This window comes from Macrococcus sp. 19Msa1099 (assembly GCA_019357535.2).
GTDB lineage: Bacteria > Bacillota > Bacilli > Staphylococcales > Staphylococcaceae > Macrococcoides > Macrococcoides psychrotolerans.
In genome coordinates, this window is record CP079955.1 from 26,673 (window position 1) to 45,315 (window position 18,643).

Annotated in this window: 19 protein-coding genes and 1 pseudogene; 14 read left to right on the forward strand and 6 right to left on the reverse strand. The window is 32.9% G+C overall.

Annotated features, from left to right (window positions below; genetic code table 11):
• The 8 genes from walK (at window position 1) to KYI10_00160 (ending at window position 7,691) form a co-directional block, all read left to right on the forward strand.
• Window positions 1-1,839 carry a cell wall metabolism sensor histidine kinase WalK gene (gene walK, locus KYI10_00125; protein ID QYA32897.1) on the forward strand — a complete coding sequence of 613 codons (1,839 nt, stop codon included), beginning with the start codon at window positions 1-3 and terminating at the stop codon, window positions 1,837-1,839.
• Window positions 1,832-3,145, forward strand: a complete 1,314-nt coding sequence (gene yycH / locus KYI10_00130) for a two-component system activity regulator YycH (GenBank protein ID QYA32898.1) — start codon at window positions 1,832-1,834, stop codon at window positions 3,143-3,145. Before walK ends, yycH begins: the two co-directional genes overlap by 8 nt.
• Window positions 3,145-3,936, forward strand: coding sequence for a two-component system regulatory protein YycI (gene yycI / locus KYI10_00135; protein ID QYA32899.1), 792 nt, complete (start codon window positions 3,145-3,147; stop codon window positions 3,934-3,936). The genes yycH and yycI overlap by 1 nt, the downstream gene beginning before the upstream one ends.
• Before the next feature lie 17 nt (window positions 3,937-3,953).
• A complete protein-coding gene (locus KYI10_00140; protein QYA32900.1) occupies window positions 3,954-4,745 on the forward strand; it encodes an MBL fold metallo-hydrolase in 792 nt (263 codons plus the stop codon).
• 259 nt (window positions 4,746-5,004) lie between these two features.
• Window positions 5,005-5,484, forward strand: a complete 480-nt coding sequence (gene rlmH / locus KYI10_00145) for a 23S rRNA (pseudouridine(1915)-N(3))-methyltransferase RlmH (protein ID QYA32901.1) — start codon at window positions 5,005-5,007, stop codon at window positions 5,482-5,484.
• 166 nt (window positions 5,485-5,650) lie between these two features.
• Window positions 5,651-6,277, forward strand: a complete 627-nt coding sequence (locus tag KYI10_00150) for a DUF4004 family protein (GenBank protein QYA32902.1) — start codon at window positions 5,651-5,653, stop codon at window positions 6,275-6,277.
• Window positions 6,252-6,977 carry a hypothetical protein gene (locus KYI10_00155; protein QYA32903.1) on the forward strand — a complete coding sequence of 242 codons (726 nt, stop codon included), beginning with the start codon at window positions 6,252-6,254 and terminating at the stop codon, window positions 6,975-6,977. Before KYI10_00150 ends, KYI10_00155 begins: the two co-directional genes overlap by 26 nt.
• Window positions 6,978-7,106: 129 nt before the next feature.
• On the forward strand, window positions 7,107-7,691 hold the full coding sequence (locus KYI10_00160; GenBank protein ID QYA32904.1) for an NUDIX domain-containing protein: 585 nt from the start codon (window positions 7,107-7,109) through the stop codon (window positions 7,689-7,691).
• A 107-nt stretch (window positions 7,692-7,798) separates the two neighbouring features.
• On the opposite strand, the gene hxlB is transcribed toward KYI10_00160, so the two are convergent.
• Both hxlB and hxlA read right to left on the reverse strand, forming a co-directional pair.
• Window positions 7,799-8,347, reverse strand: a complete 549-nt coding sequence (gene hxlB / locus KYI10_00165) for a 6-phospho-3-hexuloisomerase (protein ID QYA33854.1) — start codon at window positions 8,345-8,347, stop codon at window positions 7,799-7,801.
• Window positions 8,334-8,969: a 3-hexulose-6-phosphate synthase gene (gene hxlA, locus KYI10_00170; GenBank protein QYA32905.1), complete on the reverse strand. Its 636-nt coding sequence runs from the start codon at window positions 8,967-8,969 to the stop codon at window positions 8,334-8,336. Before hxlA ends, hxlB begins: the two co-directional genes overlap by 14 nt.
• 102 nt (window positions 8,970-9,071) lie before the next feature.
• On the opposite strand from hxlA, the gene KYI10_00175 reads away from it, so the two are divergent.
• The gene (locus KYI10_00175; protein QYA32906.1) at window positions 9,072-9,431 is read left to right on the forward strand and encodes a helix-turn-helix domain-containing protein; all 360 of its coding nucleotides are present in this window, start codon (window positions 9,072-9,074) and stop codon (window positions 9,429-9,431) included.
• A gap of 365 nt (window positions 9,432-9,796) precedes the next feature.
• On the opposite strand, the gene KYI10_00180 is transcribed toward KYI10_00175, so the two are convergent.
• Entirely contained in the window at window positions 9,797-11,107 is a 1,311-nt protein-coding gene (locus tag KYI10_00180; protein ID QYA32907.1) for an LPXTG cell wall anchor domain-containing protein, read from the reverse strand.
• Window positions 11,108-12,353: 1,246 nt separating this feature from the next.
• Between KYI10_00180 and KYI10_00185 the strand changes: the two genes are divergently transcribed.
• Window positions 12,354-12,746, forward strand: coding sequence for a hypothetical protein (locus KYI10_00185; protein ID QYA32908.1), 393 nt, complete (start codon window positions 12,354-12,356; stop codon window positions 12,744-12,746).
• Window positions 12,747-12,786: 40 nt separating this feature from the next.
• Window positions 12,787-15,048: an excinuclease ABC subunit UvrA gene (locus KYI10_00190; protein QYA32909.1), complete on the forward strand. Its 2,262-nt coding sequence runs from the start codon at window positions 12,787-12,789 to the stop codon at window positions 15,046-15,048.
• A gap of 148 nt (window positions 15,049-15,196) precedes the next feature.
• Here KYI10_00190 and KYI10_00195 read toward each other — a convergent pair whose 3' ends face one another.
• Window positions 15,197-16,525 (reverse strand): sodium-dependent transporter, encoded by a 1,329-nt coding sequence (locus KYI10_00195; protein QYA32910.1) that lies wholly within the window; start codon window positions 16,523-16,525, stop codon window positions 15,197-15,199.
• Between the two features lie 153 nt (window positions 16,526-16,678).
• On the opposite strand from KYI10_00195, the gene KYI10_00200 reads away from it, so the two are divergent.
• On the forward strand, window positions 16,679-17,170 hold the full coding sequence (locus KYI10_00200) for a TspO/MBR family protein (protein ID QYA32911.1): 492 nt from the start codon (window positions 16,679-16,681) through the stop codon (window positions 17,168-17,170).
• A 126-nt stretch (window positions 17,171-17,296) separates the two neighbouring features.
• Window positions 17,297-17,650 carry a hypothetical protein gene (locus KYI10_00205; GenBank protein ID QYA32912.1) on the forward strand — a complete coding sequence of 118 codons (354 nt, stop codon included), beginning with the start codon at window positions 17,297-17,299 and terminating at the stop codon, window positions 17,648-17,650.
• A 44-nt stretch (window positions 17,651-17,694) separates the two neighbouring features.
• Here the strand turns inward: KYI10_00205 and KYI10_00210 are convergent, their stop codons facing one another.
• Entirely contained in the window at window positions 17,695-17,838 is a 144-nt protein-coding gene (locus tag KYI10_00210; protein QYA32913.1) for a hypothetical protein, read from the reverse strand.
• Window positions 17,839-18,085: 247 nt separating this feature from the next.
• On the opposite strand from KYI10_00210, the pseudogene KYI10_00215 reads away from it, so the two are divergent.
• Window positions 18,086-18,196: pseudogene (locus KYI10_00215) on the forward strand (rhodanese-like domain-containing protein).
• Window positions 18,197-18,222: 26 nt separating this feature from the next.
• Here the strand turns inward: KYI10_00215 and KYI10_00220 are convergent.
• Entirely contained in the window at window positions 18,223-18,570 is a 348-nt protein-coding gene (locus tag KYI10_00220; protein QYA32914.1) for a MerR family transcriptional regulator, read from the reverse strand.
• Between the last annotated feature and the right edge of the window lie 73 nt (window positions 18,571-18,643).

Here is an 18,643-nt window from a genome sequence, read left to right on the forward strand (position 1 = left end):
ATGAAAGCGATTTTTAAAAAACTTCAGTCGTTACATATAAAGCTCGTTGTTATTTACGTCTTATTAATTATTATTGGGATGCAAATTATCGGACTTTATTTTACAAATAATCTCGAAAAAGAGCTTACAAAGAATTTTAAAACAAATATTAATCAGCAAATAAAGTCTATCAACTATGATATTAGGACTGTATATAACGAAAATAAATCTTCACCAAATAAAATACAAAAAGAAGTCCAGAAAGTTGTAGATGAATATGCATTAAGAACAGAGATAGATACCATTCGTTTTATTAATGATTCCGAAGTTATCCTTGCGACAAGTAACGATACAACTAAAGAAAATATTAACCAGAAGATCAATGATAAACAGATACAAAATTCTTTATCACTTGGGAAAACGAATGATCGTATTAAGCTGCGTGATGATCCTAACGGTAAGGTGAGGGTCTGGGTAAAGAATTTTCCAATTAAAGATGACAATAAAATCCTTGGTGTTATTCATATTGAAGAATCTATTGAGCCGGTGTATGCGCAGTTGATGAAAATCAATAGCATCTTTATTATCGGTACAGGTCTGTCATTGTTAATTACAATTATTCTTGGGTTCTTTATCGCAAAAACTATTACTAAACCTATTGCAGATATGCGTAATCAAGCGCTAGAGATGTCTAAGGGGAACTACACAAATCGTGTTAAAGTATACGGTAACGATGAAATTGGTGAGCTCGCACTAACTTTTAATAACTTATCTAAGCGTGTGCAAGAAGCGCAGGCGAATACAGAGAGTGAAAAGCGTAGACTTGATTCAGTAATCACGCACATGTCAGATGGGGTTATTGCGACAGATAGACGTGGTCGTGTACGTATTGTTAATGAAATGGCACTAAAGATGCTTGATATGAATAAAGATGATGTAGAAGGACGTCATGTTCTAGACATCCTTGCAATCGAAGCGCATTATTCATTGGATGAACTGCAGGATATTGCAGGTGGTATTATCATCGATATTAATGAAAAAGAAAGGCTTATTGTAAGAGCATCGTTTAGTACCATTATTCAAGATACAGGGTTTATTACGGGTTATATCGCAGTGCTGCATGATGTTACCGAACAACATCACGTTGAGAATGAACGACGTGAGTTCGTTGCGAATGTTTCACATGAATTACGTACACCACTAACAAGTATGCGTAGTTATATTGAAGCATTGGAAGAGGGCGCCTGGAAAGATGAGAATTTAGCACCGCAATTCTTAAGTGTGACGAGAGAAGAAACGGATCGTATGATTCGATTAGTTAATGATCTGCTCCAATTATCTAAGATGGATAATACAGATGATAATTTAAATAAAGAGTTGATTGATTTTAATATGTTTATTCACAAAATTATCGATCGCTTTGAGATGTCAGAAGGAAAGAATGCGACATTCATACGTGATATCCCTAAAAATGGTATATTTGTTGAAATAGATCCAGATAAGATGACGCAAGTATTTGATAATGTAATTACGAATGCATTGAAGTACTCTAAAGGAAGAAAGAAAGTTGAATTCCACGTGAAACAAAATACGTTATTCAATCGTATGACAATACAAATTAAAGATAATGGTATCGGTATTCCTTTGAATAAAGTAGATAAAATCTTTGATCGTTTCTTCCGTGTAGATAAAGCACGAACACGTAAAATGGGCGGCACTGGATTAGGTCTCGCAATTAGTAAGGAAATTATCGAAGCCCATAATGGGAGAATCTGGGCTAATAGTAAGGAAGGGTACGGCACTTCGGTGTATATAACGTTACCTTGTGAAGTGCTAGATGACGGTGAATGGGATGTATAAAAGTATATTTAAAGGGCTAACACTTTTCATCCTTGTTTTGATGAGCGTTATATTGACATATAAAATATGGAACTTCAAACCTAATCTTGTGAATGTAGAAAATTCCATTACTAAAAGTTCAACGGCGTTAAGTCCTAAAAATTTAGATAATATTCACAGTGCTTTTTTGCCATATCAAGCGGTAAGTTATGCGAATAATAATATTTATGGTACGACAAACAAAGATATATTGCTGGAATATATTAATAGTCTATCTAATAAGAAAATAACTGCCATAAGTACAAAGCAACTCAATATTAATTATATGCCTAAAGGAATGAAAGAACGATTTCTAATATTAGATTTTGCAAGCGACTTTCCATTGTCTATGTATTTATCGGATATTTTAGATAGTACTTTTAAAGGTGATGTCGATGAAACATTTAATCGCCTCATTGTGGACAGTTATTCAAAAGATAATTTAGTCCTATATGTCATTACTGATCATCAGACAATGGTGGCAATTGAAATGGATGCTTCGAGCAATAATTTTAATGAATTCGTTAAACATAGTGAAAAATCGATGGAATCCTATACAGGAATAATAACAAATGAACAATCGACAGACGAAAAGACAAGTATCTATGTGCCGGAACATCCTTCAGAGACTAAGAGATATAGTTACCTTGCAGATATAATTAGTGTAGATGATATTAATAAAGCAGTGCTTGGTGATAAAAATAGTATTATCGAACGTAAAGATAAAAATGACTCAAAAACATACAACTCTAATACAGGTATTGTGAAAGTAAAAAATAAATCAACGTATAAATTCAATAATTTATCAGAAGTCAATCATGCTAAACCTCGACCGCTTGAACACTTAATCAGCAGTTTCAATTTTATTAGTGAACATGGCGGATTTACTGATGATTATCGTTATTTTGATATAAAATCATCTGATAATGCAATCAGCTATCAAATGTTCTTTAAAGGATATCCAGTATTTCATGAAAATCATCTTAGTGAAATTGATATTGTATGGGGAGATAAAGATGTTTATGAATATAAACGTGGTTTATATTCAACAAGCGTAGCAGTCCCTTCAACAAAAGATATTGCTAAACTTCCTTCGGCTGAAGAGGTCCGTTATAAACTCGCATCAAATCAGGAATATCATTTTGATCAAGTCAGTAATATGATGGTCGGCTTTAACATGGTCTATTCAGATCAGGATACAATTCAATCTACATTATCTTTCGAGCCGGAGTGGTATGTGAAATACAATAATGAGTGGAGATTGTATCAAGATGGGAGGCTCGTATAATGGATTGGAAGCACACAACGTCATTGTTTATATTTGTATTTCTCATCATTAATATAACATTAGGCTATATATACTATGAGAAAGTACAACGTGCGAATATTGTAGAGGATACGAGCAGTGAAAAATTAGATTTTAAAAAAGAAGGTATTAAATTAACGAAGCTTCCTTCTGCAGAGAATGTAAAGATGAATATCGTATCAGGTAAAAGTGCTGGGTTCACACAAAGCTCTTCTGATTTAGAAAAAAAAAGTGAAGAACTGAGCACAGTGACAAAAGTAGAAATTAAACCGGCAATTAAATTAACAGCAATTCAAGAAGATGATATTATAAAAGGTATTAAAAATTATTTACTTACTGAGATTGATAAAGGAAAAGAATATACTTTAAGCGGTATTGATCGTGCTAATAAAAAGTTATATTTCGATCAGATGTATGGAGAATATCCAATATTAAATAATGATAAAGCACAGATAAAGTTTTCATATAACGAAAAGAATGAAGTAACATCATTTGAACAAACATATTTGAAAGACATCCAAGAAGGATTAGGAAAAAATAATGAAAAGAAAAAAGTAATCCCAGCGATAGAAGCATTAGAGGTACTTTATTATCAAACAAAATTAGAACGCGGCGATGAAGTTATGAGCGTACGTTTAGGATATTATTCCATTGTGCGTGAAGTAAGAGGACAAGTATTAAAGCCGACCTGGCAAGTCGCAGTTCGTAAGGTGGATTCGTCTATTGAAACGTACTATGTAGACGCGGTGAATCCAGAACAACCAATATTGTAATTTAAGTGAGTGATAGAATGATTAATATGTCAGTATTAGCAAGTGGAAGTACAGGAAATGCAGTTTACGTAGAAAGTGAAAAGGGATCACTTTTAGTAGATGCAGGACTAACAGGTAAGAAGATAGAAGGATTATTCGATCAGATTGATCGTAAAGTAGAAAACTTAAACGGGATACTTGTAACACACGAACACATCGACCATATTAAAGGACTCGGCGTATTGGCACGTAAATATCAATTACCAATATACGCGAATGAGAAGACATGGGAAAGAATTGAACATGCAGATAAGAAAATACCGAGTGATCAGAAGTTTATCTTTAATCCATATGAAACAAAATCAATCGCAGGCATGGATATTGAGTCGTTCGGTGTGTCACACGATGCGGTAGATCCGCAATTTTATATCTTCAATAATAATTATAAGAAACTTACAGTTATTACGGATACGGGATACGTATCTGACCGTATGAAAGGTATGATTCACGGAAGTGATTGTTATGTGTTTGAAAGCAATCATGATGTAGATATGCTGCGTATGGGCCGTTACCCATGGAAAACGAAACAGCGTATATTAAGTGATATGGGACATGTTTCCAACGAAGATGCTGCGTATGCAATGCGTGATGTGATTACTGGTAGTACAAAGCGTATATATCTTTCACATCTCTCTCAAGATAATAATATGAAAGATATTGCACGTATGAGCGTACAACAAATATTAAATGCACACGATATTGATACTGAGAATGAAGTGGTGATCTGTGATACAGATAAAGCCGTGGCAACACCAATTTATGAGATTTAAGTATTCACATGTGTATAAGTATAGAAAATTCACAAAATATGTGCATAACTATGGATAACTTTGTGCATAAATAATAAGTTATACACAAAAAAGAAAAGATGTTCGGTAAAACGGGCATCTTTTTTATTTTTATGCATTGTAATTTTACAAAAATTATATGAATAACCTTTAAAATGTGATTATAATAGGATTGTGAAATGTGAATATGTGATTAACTTGTGGATAAGTAGGATAACTTTTATAAAAGGAATGAATAAACATGAAAATAACAATAATAACTGTGGGTAAGTTGAAAGAGAAGTACTGGAAGATGGCTGTAGATGAATATGTAAAAAGACTTGGTGCATATACTAAATTGGAACTCGTTGAGGTAGCTGACGAGAAAGACTCGGATAATATGAGTGAGAAAGATATCGAGATTGCGAAGAAGAAAGAAGCGGAAAGAATATTGAGCAAGGTGAAGGAGGACAGCTTTGTATATACGTTAGAAATTCTTGGCAAGCAGCTCGACTCTGTGCAGTTATCAAAAGAGATGGAGCAAAAGATGAACACCGGTAAAAGTCACTTAACCTTTATCATTGGAGGATCAAACGGTCTGCATCAAAGTGTTATGAATCGCTCTAACTACGCCCTATCATTTAGTAAGATGACATTTCCGCATCAGATGATGAAAGTGATACTGCTGGAGCAAGTGTATCGAGGGTTTAGAATAATTAGGAATGAATCGTATCACAAGTAATGAGGTTTATTTAGAACTGTGCCTAATCACTGAGGTAAAGACATGTCGATTTGATATGTCTTTTTTTATAATTAGTCAGTATTATTCAAAAGAAAATATTATTAATGTTATTTAAATTAGTTAACAGTGTAACAATGTTATGTTACGATATTTTCGAGGTGATGATATGGAGGATTTAATATCTAAAAAAGAGTTGCTGAAAGTATGTGATATTAGCTACGGGCAGTTGTATCGCTGGAAACGAAAGAAGCTGATTCCTGAAGATTGGTTTGTAAGAAAGTCTACTTATACAGGCCAAGAAGCATTTTTTCCTAGAAATAAGATGATTGAGCGCATAGAAATGATAAAAACTTTAAAAGATGATCATGCTTTAGATGATTTGTATCAAATTTTTAAAGAAGATTGTGAGGTAATTGAACAAAGAGACTATGATAGTAGTTTGTTTGAAGAACATTATTGGGAAATTGCAGACTCCATTTTTACGAAGCGTAATAGTGTTTCACATAATGAAGGTATGACATTGATGTTTATAGAGCTTGCTTTAAATTCAGGGTATTTTTCAAAAGAAGAAGTACTAGAAAGTGCAGTAATATATCACCAAAACGAGATGAAAGATGTAAATTATTATTTTGTGCGAGCTATGGGTGTGTTCATGCTTATTTGCGCAAAAGAGATATTAAAAATAAGTGAAAACGCAAAGATTATTTACGAATTAGATGATACAGAAATTCAATTAGCTATACAACAAAAATTGAAAAGAGGTAGTCATGATGACAACGAATCTAAATATTAATGCGATGACAACTATAGCTGCGGGAGAATATGATGAAATTAAAGTTACGGGTATAGGTTCAGTAACTGGAGATATTAAAGCTGACTTGATTAAAATAAGTGGAAAAATGGATGCTGAGGGTGATATTTCAGTTAGAGATTTCAAAGTATCAGGAATGACTAGCATCAAAGGTTCCTTAAAAGCTGATACTATGAAAACAAGTGGCAAGACAAATATTGAGGGAAGTATAGAAGGTAATGACGTCCATGTATCTGGTATGTTAGATGTTGAAGGAAATATTACGGGTGAAAGATTAAAAGTATCTGGTTATTTAACAGTTGAAGGTGATATCGAAGTTGATCATTTTGAATGTAGTGGAAAAATTGAAAGTGATGGTTTGATAAATGCCGAAACGATTAATATTACGCTTGGGAATAATTGTTCAGCACAAGAAATTGGTGGAAAAGAAATTACTATACTAGATGGAAAGGCGACTGAGAATAAAGGTTTATTTGCATCATTGTTTATAGAAAATAAAAGTGGAAAGTTGACTTGTGATTTAATCGAGGGTGATGAAATTCGTCTAGAAAACGTGCTATGTGATGTAGTAAGAGGAAAGAATATTATCATTGGTAAAGGTTGTATTATAGAAAAAGTTGAATATACAAATACAATAGAGGTTATTGAAAATGCGACTATCAATGAGCAGATAAAAATATAAATGAAGAAAGTCACTTCTCGAAATTTGAGAAATGATTATTATTATAATCTAATAGATTAAAGTACATTAATTTATTTAGTAATAAAATAATTGATGAATTATATCAGTTCGGGGTAAGGGTGGATATTAATGAGTGAGTTATTAAATGTTTATTATAAAAATAGAAAATTAAAAGGTGTTGATAGTAGACAGAAAGTACATCAACAAGGCGAGTGGCATGAAACGTTTCAATGTATATTTATACAAGGTGATAATATATTTCTTCAAAAAAGAAGTTCTAATGTGAAAGATTATAAAGGTATGATTGATGTAACGGTTGGAGGACACCTATTGAATGATGAAACAGTTGATAATGGTACGCGTGAAATCGAAGAGGAGATGGGTATTCAAGTAGGTTTTGAAAGTTTAAGTTTTTTATGTACACTTCCTGAGGAGATGACTTCAGATAATATAATCGATAGAGAATTTATTAATATATATACTCTAGAGGTGTCAGAAGAGGATGTAAATAGTATTCACCACGACACAGAAGTAGACTATTTATTAAAGATAAACTTGGAAGACTTCTATAATTTCTGTATAAATAACACTGAAAATTGCAAAGGATATACAGTTATTAGCGATGAAGAGATTACTTTTACAAATAATGATTTTCTACCATATAGCAATGCATACTTTATGTGTATTGGTGCATTGTTATACCATAAAAAGTAAGTGAGAATGAAATCCTTAAAGTTATCATAAATGATGTGATTTTTCTTAACAATAAAACGCCTCTCTATAATTATAGAGAGATGTTTTAATATTATTTCAAATTATTATTACTCTAAGTTTGCATGATTATTCTGCATTGTTTCTTCATCAACATTTAGGGATTCTTGAATCGTTAACACGATACTGTCTAAATAGATTTGACTGCTTTGCTCAAAGAGACTCCCTAAAGGTTGTTTTGAACCTTCTGCATCGTATTTTGTACCAGCAGGTAATACGATGGTTAAGTCTGCAATATCAGCAATTGGTGATTCGTCTTTTGTTGATAATAATAATACATATGCTTCATTATCTTTCGCTGTTTGTGCGAGCAATTTTAAATGAGCTGTAGATCCTGAACCTGATGCTATAACAAAGACATCATTTTTCTGGATTGATGGTGTAGTTGTTTCACCCACGACATAAGCTTTTTTGCCTAATTGATTTAATCTCATGGCAAAGCTCTTAATGACAAGACCTGAACGGCCTTTACCAGCTACAAATATTGATGATGCATCCATAAGATCTTTTGAAAATTTCTCTGATTCTGCTACATCAACATTTGACAATGTCTGCTTTATTTCATTTAAAATTAATTCAAAGTGATTATGCATGTGCATCAACGATTTCACGACATTTTTTAGCAGCAGCTTTTGGATCATCAGCATTTGCGATACCGCCACCTACGATAATTAGGTCAGGTTTTTCGGCTGCTACTGTTTCGATTGTATCAGGTTTAATACCTCCAGCTACAGCTACTTTAGAATTTGAAATCACTGATTTCACAGTACGTAAACTTTCTAAAGGTGATACACCTTCAGCTTGTAAATCATATCCAGTGTGAACTGCGATATAATCAGCACCCATTTTATCTAATTCAGCTGCGCGCTGTTCTAAATTTTGAACTGCGATCATATCAACTAATAGTTCTTTACCGTGTTTGTGTGCTTCTTCAATAGCGCTTTTGATTGAAGCATCTTCAGCCACTCCTAAGATTGTTACGATATCAGCACCAAACTTTATCGCTTGGCTTACTTCATATCCAGCAGCATCCATAATTTTTAAGTCTGCTAATACTTGTGTGTTATTAACTGATTTACTCATATGTTCAACGGCAGATAGCCCTTCGTTTATAACAATAGGTGTTCCAATTTCTACGATATCAATATATTCTTCTACTTCTTGTGCTAGCTTCGCTGCCTCTACTTGATCTAATAAATCGATTGCTAATTGTAATTTCATAATAATTTCCCCTCTCTATCTTTTATGTACCCATTATGGTATTATTTAAACAAAAAAACAATACTGACATTTTAGTCACTATAAATAAATGGAGGGTTTAAATTGTTAATTGAATATAATAATAAAGAATTTTATACATCGAAAGATTTGGCGTTATCTGTAATTGGAGGTAGATGGAAAATTGCAATCATCTATCATCTTTTGCATGAGGACAGATTAAGATTAAGTGAGTTACAAAATAAACTTCCTGATATCAATCAGCGTATGTTAATCAGACAACTTCGCGAGCTGGAACAAGACAAAATCATTGAAAGAACAGTGTACCCAGTAGTGCCTCCTAAGGTAGATTACAAATTGACAGAAATAGGGTTGAAACTTGATGGAGTAGTTTTTTCGATTTGTAATTGGGGAGATGAGTTTTTGCAGGTGATTAAAGGTGATAATCATAATAAGATAACATAGTGCTGCGTCGTTTAAAGATTTCTCGGAATTATAGTATAACTGGATAGGCATTAGGTATATATCGTATATGTATTTTTGAAATCAATTGTAGCAATCTATATAAGAAAAGAAGTAAGATGGAAAGATCGTAATATAAAACTAAAAAAACTGAAGCTAGGTTTTCAAAAAGAGTGAAATATATCAATTTATTGAACTCATATTCAAAATTTATTTTATAGCACAATTAAATAGTAGATAAAGTACGAATAGATTTATTTATTGCAGAAAAATATAATCAAACTAACATTAATTCAATAATAATTAAAAAGAGAATGAAGATGAAATTATTCATCTTCATTCTCTTTAAATATGTTTAGCAATGTCTATTATTTAAAACGTCTTGAGAATGCTAATAAGCTTAATCCGATAGCAGAGAAAAGTCCACCGAATAAAGTAGCGTTATTTGATTCTCCTGTATCAGGTAAGGTTTTAACATTTGTAGTTTGAGCAGCTTCAGTTTGAGCAGCTTCAGTTTGAGCAGCTTCAGTTTGAGCAGCTTCAGTTTGAGCAGCTTCAGTTTGAGCAGCTTCAGTTTGAGCAGCTTCAGTTTGAGCAGCTTCAGTTTGAACAGCTTCAGTTTGAACGGCTTCAGTTTGAACAGCTTCAGTTTGAACGGCTTCAGTTTGAACAGCTTCAGTTTGAACGGCTTCAGTTTGAACAGCTTCAGTTTGAACGGCTTCAGTTTGAACGGTTTCAGTTTGAACAGCTTCAGTTTGAGTGCCTTCAGTTTGAGTGCCTTCAGTTTGAGAATTTAAAGCTTCATTAGCAGCATTTTCCCAAGCATCAGCGTGAGCATCTTCAGCGTCTTTACCTTCTTGAGCAGTAGGTGTATCAGTTTGAGGACTTAAAGCTTCATTAGCAGCATTTTCCCAAGCATCAGCGTGAGCATCTTCAGCGTCTTTACCTTCTTGAGCAGTAGGTGTATCAGTTTGAGGACTTAAAGCTTCGTTAGCAGCATTTTCCCAAGCATCAGCGTGAGCATCTTCAGCGTCTTTACCTTCTTGAGCAGTAGGTGTATCAGTTTGAGGACTTAAAGCTTCGTTAGCAGCATTTTCCCAAGCATCAGCCTGAGCGTCTTCAGCGTCTTTACCTTCTTGAGCAGTAGGTGTATCAGTTTGAGGATTTAAAGCTTCGTTAGCAGCATTTTCCCAAGCATCAGCCTGAGCGTCTTCAGCGTCTTTACCTTCTTGAGCAGTAGGTGTATCAGTTTGAGGATTTAAAGCTTCGTTAGCAGCATTTTCCCAAGCATCAGCCTGAGCGTCTTCAGCGTCTTTACCTTCTTGAGCAGTAGGTGTATCAGTTTGAGGATTTAAAGCTTCGTTAGCAGCATTTTCCCAAGCATCAGCCTGAGCGTCTTCAGCGTCTTTACCTTCTTGAGCAGTAGGTGTATCAGTTTGAGGATTTAAAGCTTCGTTAGCAGCATTTTCCCAAGCATCAGCCTGAGCGTTTTCAGCAGCAGCACTCCATTGATCAGCTTGATAAGCTTCGACAGCGTCAGCTTGATAAGCACTTTGTGTAGAATCGTCAAGTCCTTGAGTTTCAGCAGCATCAGCTGGTGCGCCGAGCCCAAGCATTAAAGTAGCGGTTGTTGCAGCAACACCAAAAGCAAGTTTTTGATTGTAAGTCGTTTTTTTCATATTATTATCCTCCATTTAGTGAAATTTTAAATCTACAGAAATTATATATTAAGTAAAAAAAAAATCTACACATTTATGGAAATTATCAAAATATTATCAAATATATTATAAATGATAAAATAACCTTATATTTATTTACATATAAGGTCCAAAGCATAAGTGCATTATTCATTATTATTCTTTAAAACATGCTCGGTTCTGTTAATCATAGATATTATCAATATCTATAAATGACTTTAACTTAAATTAGCACCAACAGTTGTAAGATATTAATATCCTTTTCACTCAGTCATATACCAGAAGGCTTCAGAGCCTTTCGTCATTCGTGCACTAAATGGATAGATAAATAGATCAGACTTTCCAATCAAAGGTTCTATTTCTCTCTTCCAGCGTTCAGTATTACCAACTATTTCTTGATATGTACTGTTAGTAAAGTTGATATGACCATAGGAATGACTTACAAAGATCCATCCGTTACGTTTTAGGCATCTACAACCTTCGTTGCTTGTGCTCCGTATCTTTTCAACACCTTACTTTTTAGATTATTTGTTCGGTATCCTAATATTCTTTCGAACATACATCGAAAATTACGGATAGATATAGCTTAGTTCCATTTTAATGTTGAATTGTGTCACATCAGTAAGTATTTTTGATATGGTCGATTTGTTATGAATCTAAGATTCAATTTATTCTTGGCAGTTTTACCAACTTTCCCTTTGTATGAATTATATGTTCTATATTATTTTTCATATTTTCAGAGACACGACCTTTTTGTTTTGATTCTAAATCTAGAATAACATATTGATTATATTTCATCTGTTGAATATCTCTTTCTTGTCATACACGAAACTAGACCCTCAATAGGTATCAAATGATAAACCCGTGTTCTTAATAATGAATATTGACTATCATATATACTACTCAATGAATTATAGCCAATTTTTCTTTCTTTATATTCTTTGATAATTTTCAATTTAAAATCAAGTTCATGCTTTTTATTCAAAATAAACACCCCTAAAGTTAAATTTTAAGATTTAACTTTAAGGGTGCACTTCATTTCTATAAGTCTTTTGCATTTTTTCATACTTTCAGGGTATAAAATCTTGAATAAGAAAGATGGCTGTTTTCTTTTAGGATTGGTTACTTAACTTATAAAATTTAGTCAATAAATCCTTTAGTATAAATGTACTATATATAAGTACTAGAAAGATTAAAAGTAGATTACTATTATGATAGGAGTTTTGCTATGTTATTTAAAGGGATAGTTTCAGGATTAGCATTATACATTGTATTAGTGGCACTAGATATCCTATTTAAGACGAATACCGAGCGATTGCTATTGAATATCGATTTTATAACGGGTCAAGCGACCTCGCCGTTTTTACTGGAGGTCACATTACATCTGCTCGTAAGTATTATATTATATTTTAGTTTATCGCGATTGTTTCGTTATAAGGGTTTGTATATTGCAGCTTATATCGTTTTATTTGTAGTATTTATTGGATTATTCTTTATACTGTCACACCTATCGCTAACAATGCACTATGATCTTACTATAAAGCTGATGTTTGTATGGTTATTAGGTCATACCTTCTATTTATTCATAGTTCATCTAATGATTAAACATGCTTATAGTTAGAGTGAAATAGGGTATATTAACAAAAGTGAGGAGTGATTCAATGAAACCTATAAAGATTATTGGAGCAAAGCAGAATAATTTAAAAGATATATCACTGGAGATACCGAAACACCAGCTGACTGTCTTTACAGGGCGTTCGGGTTCTGGGAAGTCATCGCTAGTATTTAATACGATTGCCGCGGAGAGTGAGCGACTATTGAATGAAACATATAGTACTTATATACAGAACCAACTCAACCATTATGATAAGCCTGTTGTCGACCGTATTGAGAATTTGCCTGTATCAATGGTCATTGGACAAGATAGAATTGGTGGGAATTCAAGATCAACTGTAGGAACAATTTCAGATATCTATTCTGGTGTGAGATTATTGTGGTCACGTATTGGACAGCCATTTGTAGGATATTCTATGGACTTTTCTTTTAACAATACGAATGGCATGTGCAAAACGTGTGATGGATTAGGTTATGTAGAAGATATTGACTTAAATGAGTTATTACATTTCGATCGTTCATTAAATGAAGATGCGATCAAATTCCCCTCTTTTGCTCCAAATACTTGGCGTGGTAAACGGTATTTAAATACGGGATTATTTGACAATGATAAGAAATTGAAAGACTATTCTAAAGAAGAGATGGATACACTTTTGTATCAAGAACCTATTAAATTAAAAAATCCTCCATCAAACTGGCCGAAGACGGCTAAATATGAAGGGTTAATTTATCGATTTAGAAGATCTTTTCTAATCAACGATACATTTGAAAAGAAGAAGTTTATTAAAGACGTAAATCGTATCGTCACAAAACAAGTGTGCCCAGATTGCGAAGGTAAACGTCTGAATGACAAGATATTAAGTTGCAAAATAGATGGATTAAATATTGCTGAATTTTGTGATCTAACAGTAGATGATGAGATTAAGTTTTTGAATAAAATTAATGATGATAAAGCACAGTATATTATTGAACCTTTAGTCAAACAATTAGAAGCATTAAAACGAATTGGCTTAGGTTATTTGACATTAAGTCGAGAAACGACAACTTTATCAGGGGGAGAGTCTCAAAGGATCAAATTGATTCGTCATTTAAATAGTCCGCTTACGGATTTAGTCTATATTATTGATGAACCGAGTATTGGTCTACATCCTGAAGATATAGAAAATATTAATCAAATCATGCTTTCAATTCGCGATAAAGGTAATACAGTGCTTGTTGTTGAGCATGATCCTGATGTAATTAAGATTGCGGATTATTGTGTTGATATAGGTCCGGGAAGTGGTAAGCGTGGAGGAGAGATTATATTTACTGGGAAATATAATGAATTACTTAAGAGTAATAGTCCAACAGGTAAGGCGCTATCACAACCACATGCTTTTAAAGAGGAAGTAAGGGTATCAAATGATTATATAGCACTAAAAAATATTACGAAGAATAACTTAAAAGATGTATCGGTTAATATTCCTGAACATGTGTTAACTGCTGTAACAGGTGTTGCAGGTTCAGGTAAAAGTACGTTAATACAAACAGGACTTCGCGAAAGAGAAGATGTAGTTTATATCGATCAGAAACCTGTACATGCGACGAATCGTTCAAATCTACTGACCTACCTTGATATCTTTGATGATATTAGAGGATACTATAGCAAAGAGACAGGTCTTAAAAAAGGGATGTTCAGCTACAACTCAGAAGGTGCATGTCCAAACTGCAATGGAAAAGGCGTAATAAAAACGGAGCTTGCATTTATGTCTGACTTTGTTCAACAATGTGAAGTATGTCATGGTAAACGTTATCGACCAGAAGTATTGGAAGCAAAAGTAAAAGGATACTCTATCGCAGACATGCTTGAGCTTTCTGTAGAAGAAGCAATCGATTTCTTTCAGATAGACAACGTTAATCAAGTGTTGAAGAGTGTAAAGCGTACAGGACTTGACTATATGACCTTAGGACAGTCATTAGATACTTTATCAGGTGGGGAGAGTCAGCGAGTAAAACTTAGTCGATATATTAACGAGGGTGTGAAAGATAAGATATTTATCTTTGATGAACCTACGACAGGTTTACATGAAGCAGATATAGATAATTTAAAACGCATCTTTGATTATTTAATTGATGAAGATAATACGGTGATTGTGATAGAACATAATTTGACAATGATGACTTATGCAGATTGGATTATAGACATTGGACCTCGTGCAGGATTAGGCGGAGGTAAAGTACTCTATAGTGGGGTGCCGAAGGAAATTGTCCATGAAGAAACATCATTAACTGGCAAACATTTATTGAAATATATTGATGATAGCAATTAAAGCATATTGCACATAGACAGTAAATTTAAGATATAAAACAGGCATTGTATAAATAATACAATGCCTGTTTATTTTTTTATATTTTAAGCGTTTCTTATTATTCCTCAATCTAGTTGTCATTAAAACACATGAATATAGCACTATGAGATTAAATTAACTGTGTTACAAACACAATTATAATGACAATAGGCAGAATATATTTTATTAAGGTATACCATAAGGTAAATAATTTGCTGTGTTGATTATCACGCATAAATATAGAGAATAATAATTGTTTGTTTAGTACAAATCCACAAAATAACGTTGTAAATAATACACCAAGCGGCATCATAATATTTGATACTAGAAAGTCCATATTATCAAATATTGTTCCTGCACCAAACGTAAAATCTTTATAAATACCAAATGATAAAGCAGGAAAAATACTTGTGATAAATACAGCTAAACTCAGCAGTAATGCATATTTTTTGCGCTTATTTTCATTATTTTTAATTAAGTTAGAAAGATTCAGTTCTAATAGTGAAATAGAAGATGTCAAAGCAGCAAATAAAAAGAGTATTAAAAATAACATATAGAAGCCAAAACCGAAAGTCATTTTTTCAAACAATTTTGGTAATACTAAAAATAATAATCCAGGACCTGCTTCTACTTCAATATTTAATGCGCTTGCAGCTGGGAAAATTGCGAGACCAGCAAGAATAGAAATTAGTAAGTTCATTATTACAATCCATAATGCAGACCGAATAACGTTTGTATCATCTTTAGTGTAAGATGCATAAGTAATCATACCGGTTGTTCCGAGTGATAAAGCAAAGAAAGACTGACCCATAGCATAAAGAGTACCTTCTATAGATAAATCCTCAAATCTGGGAATTAAAAAATATTTTAGTCCTTCGATAGCTCCTTCTAACATCAGTGCACGTCCGACAATAATTAAAAATAATAAAAATAATAATGGCATCATTATTTTTGAAGCTCTCTCTATACCATTTTGAATACCGAAAGATACGATCACTTCTGTGAGCATTATAAATAGCAATGCACCGAGAATAGATAATAAAGGATTGGCGATCATTTGCTCAAAATAATCTAATTGAAGTTCAAAGATATTCAAAATAATCCCTAAATAGTAGCCTATAAATAAAATAATCCATCCACCGATAACGCTGTAGAATGCGTATAAAATGAAAGCAGCAATATTTCCCCAAAGACCAATTAAGTTCATGAATTTTGAACCTGATAGTTTGCTAAAGATTGTTAACGAAAAAGTCTTGCCGGCATGCCCAATATAAAATTCAACGATAAGTAATGGAAGTCCAATTAATAAAGTGAACAAAATGAATTGAATTAAAAATGCTCCGCCACCATATTGTCCTGCTATGTAAGGAAACTTCCAAATGGCACCAAGGCCGATTGCTGATCCTGCACTTGCAAGGATAAATCCAAGAGAAGAATTCCAATGTTTATTTTTGTGCATAATTACACCCCTTCGTTTTAACGCTGTAAAGTGACATTGTATCAAATATCCTTTTTTACTGCAATATAGTATTAATGAAAGGTGAATGCTTCTTTCGGTGTTTCATTATTTATATCCTTAATTTTGGGTATAAGTATTATAGAGGTGAACAAAATGATAAATACTAAGAAAATAACTAGAACACTTATACCACTCGCTGGAGGTTTAATCGTTGGAAGGCTAACAGCTAAGGCGCAAGATGATTATAAACATTATAGAAAACCACCATTTTCACCACCTGCAATTGCTTTTCCAATTATTTGGCCAATATTATATACGTCAATGGGTGTGGCGTATCAAAGAGCAATGGCTAACGCTAAAAATGAGACTGAAAGCAGTGAACTTAAGCGTGCGCATTATACCCAGCTTGGCTTGAATTATGTATGGTCTATGTTATATTTTAATCTAAAATTCAGAAAAGCATCATTACTAGAAAGTTATGCATTATTAGCTGCAGGGAGTATTACTGCTACGAAATTTTATAAGATGGACAGAACTGCAGGACATTTGATGGTTCCTTATGTTATGTGGTTGAGTTATGCGAGTTATTTAAACGGGGGCAACTGGATTTTAAATAAGGATAAAGAAGGTTACTCTAGAGACTAACAATGAAAATATATAATATGCAATTATTTGAAGGAGATATAATATCCGAGTATATTTGTATATTGCCTTGCTCAAAAGAAGTATAGTAGAGTGGTAACGAATGTTGATAAGATAAAGGAGGAAAGTATGAAATTTATTATTAGAATGATTCTTGGCACATTGTTTACAACAGCAGGAGTGTTACATTTTTTGCGTGAACCAAATTTCACGAAGATTATTCCTTCGTATATTCCATTAAAGAAAGAAATCACCTATATTACAGGTATTATGGAAGTGATGATGGGGATATATTTATGTTTGAAACGCCCAAGTGTTAGCGCGAAGAAATGGATCAACCGCTTCTTGCTGGCAGTATTTCCTGCAAATGTCTACATGGCGAGAAAGCAACTCTCGCTTGGTGACAAGCAGCTGTCTCAGTCTGCATTGTATGGCAGATTACCATTACAGTTTGTATTGATGAAATTGATAAAGTGGTTGTAGTAATATATTCAATAAAGGATAGCCGAAGTAAATATAAGCTTTGGCTATCCTTTATTATTACGTTGTAATTCAATTAATTGTTTATTTTGTTTAACGATTTCATCCGTATTACGTCTGATTTTATAGATATCCATAAATGATAAGAAAAACATGATCATTATTATAATTACAATAATAGTATTCCCCATTCAGTCCAACACCCCCTTTTGGTATATTATACCATAATAAGGAATCATTGAATAAATTATTCTCTTCTGATTATATTATTGTTTAATATAATTAGAGATTAATGAGAACATTAGAAATAATCAAGAAATTGGTTTAATATATCAAATAAATATTAGGTAAATTATTTTCTTAAACAGAGTAGATGTTATTTAAAGTAAGGCATATTAGAGGAGCGAACTAAAGATTATAAAGGAGAAGATTCTGTACTATGTAATCTGTCAATCTGGTATGCGTAGTAAACGTGCAGCTAAAGTAATGAAGAAAAACGGCATTGATGTGACAAATGTGCGTGGTAAAAGTGTTCAAGGTAAGAAATAATAATTCAAAGAAATCCAGATGATTGCTCATCTGGAAGTTTCTTTTTGTAGCTCTGTTTCGATTATATTGATATGGGAGCTAATAAGGTTTTTTTGCTCATTTAGAAACTCAAGATGCGCTTTTAATATCGTTTCAACATCTATTTTATTTTCATATAGCATATTTGTATTTGTCTGAATATCTTTTAATGGCATATTTAAGTTGCTTAAACACTTAATAAATTTGATCATTTCAATATCATCTTTTGTATACAATCTTTTATTATTACTGTCTCTTTCTATATATTTCAATATGTCTTTCTTTTCATAGTAACGTAACTTACTTTTAGGTATATCACAGTATTCTGCAACATGTTCTATATAATATTTTTCCATATGAGCATATCCCTTCTCTTAAACCAAGGTTTAACTGATATCGTATATATATAAACATTATAGAGGAGAAAAT

Coding starts and splice junctions, on each gene's coding strand:
- walK (QYA32897.1), top strand. CDS start 1: ATGAAAGCGATTTTTAAAAAACTTCAGTCGTTACATATAAAGCTCGTT.
- yycH (QYA32898.1), top strand. CDS start 1,832: ATGTATAAAAGTATATTTAAAGGGCTAACACTTTTCATCCTTGTTTTG.
- yycI (QYA32899.1), top strand. CDS start 3,145: ATGGATTGGAAGCACACAACGTCATTGTTTATATTTGTATTTCTCATC.
- KYI10_00140 (QYA32900.1), top strand. CDS start 3,954: ATGATTAATATGTCAGTATTAGCAAGTGGAAGTACAGGAAATGCAGTT.
- rlmH (QYA32901.1), top strand. CDS start 5,005: ATGAAAATAACAATAATAACTGTGGGTAAGTTGAAAGAGAAGTACTGG.
- KYI10_00150 (QYA32902.1), top strand. CDS start 5,651: ATGGAGGATTTAATATCTAAAAAAGAGTTGCTGAAAGTATGTGATATT.
- KYI10_00155 (QYA32903.1), top strand. CDS start 6,252: ATGATGACAACGAATCTAAATATTAATGCGATGACAACTATAGCTGCG.
- KYI10_00160 (QYA32904.1), top strand. CDS start 7,107: ATGAGTGAGTTATTAAATGTTTATTATAAAAATAGAAAATTAAAAGGT.
- hxlB (QYA33854.1), bottom strand. CDS start 8,347: ATGCACATGCATAATCACTTTGAATTAATTTTAAATGAAATAAAGCAG.
- hxlA (QYA32905.1), bottom strand. CDS start 8,969: ATGAAATTACAATTAGCAATCGATTTATTAGATCAAGTAGAGGCAGCG.
- KYI10_00180 (QYA32907.1), bottom strand. CDS start 11,107: ATGAAAAAAACGACTTACAATCAAAAACTTGCTTTTGGTGTTGCTGCA.
- KYI10_00185 (QYA32908.1), top strand. CDS start 12,354: ATGTTATTTAAAGGGATAGTTTCAGGATTAGCATTATACATTGTATTA.
- KYI10_00190 (QYA32909.1), top strand. CDS start 12,787: ATGAAACCTATAAAGATTATTGGAGCAAAGCAGAATAATTTAAAAGAT.
- KYI10_00195 (QYA32910.1), bottom strand. CDS start 16,525: ATGCACAAAAATAAACATTGGAATTCTTCTCTTGGATTTATCCTTGCA.
- KYI10_00200 (QYA32911.1), top strand. CDS start 16,679: ATGATAAATACTAAGAAAATAACTAGAACACTTATACCACTCGCTGGA.
- KYI10_00205 (QYA32912.1), top strand. CDS start 17,297: ATGAAATTTATTATTAGAATGATTCTTGGCACATTGTTTACAACAGCA.
- KYI10_00210 (QYA32913.1), bottom strand. CDS start 17,838: ATGGGGAATACTATTATTGTAATTATAATAATGATCATGTTTTTCTTA.
- KYI10_00220 (QYA32914.1), bottom strand. CDS start 18,570: ATGGAAAAATATTATATAGAACATGTTGCAGAATACTGTGATATACCT.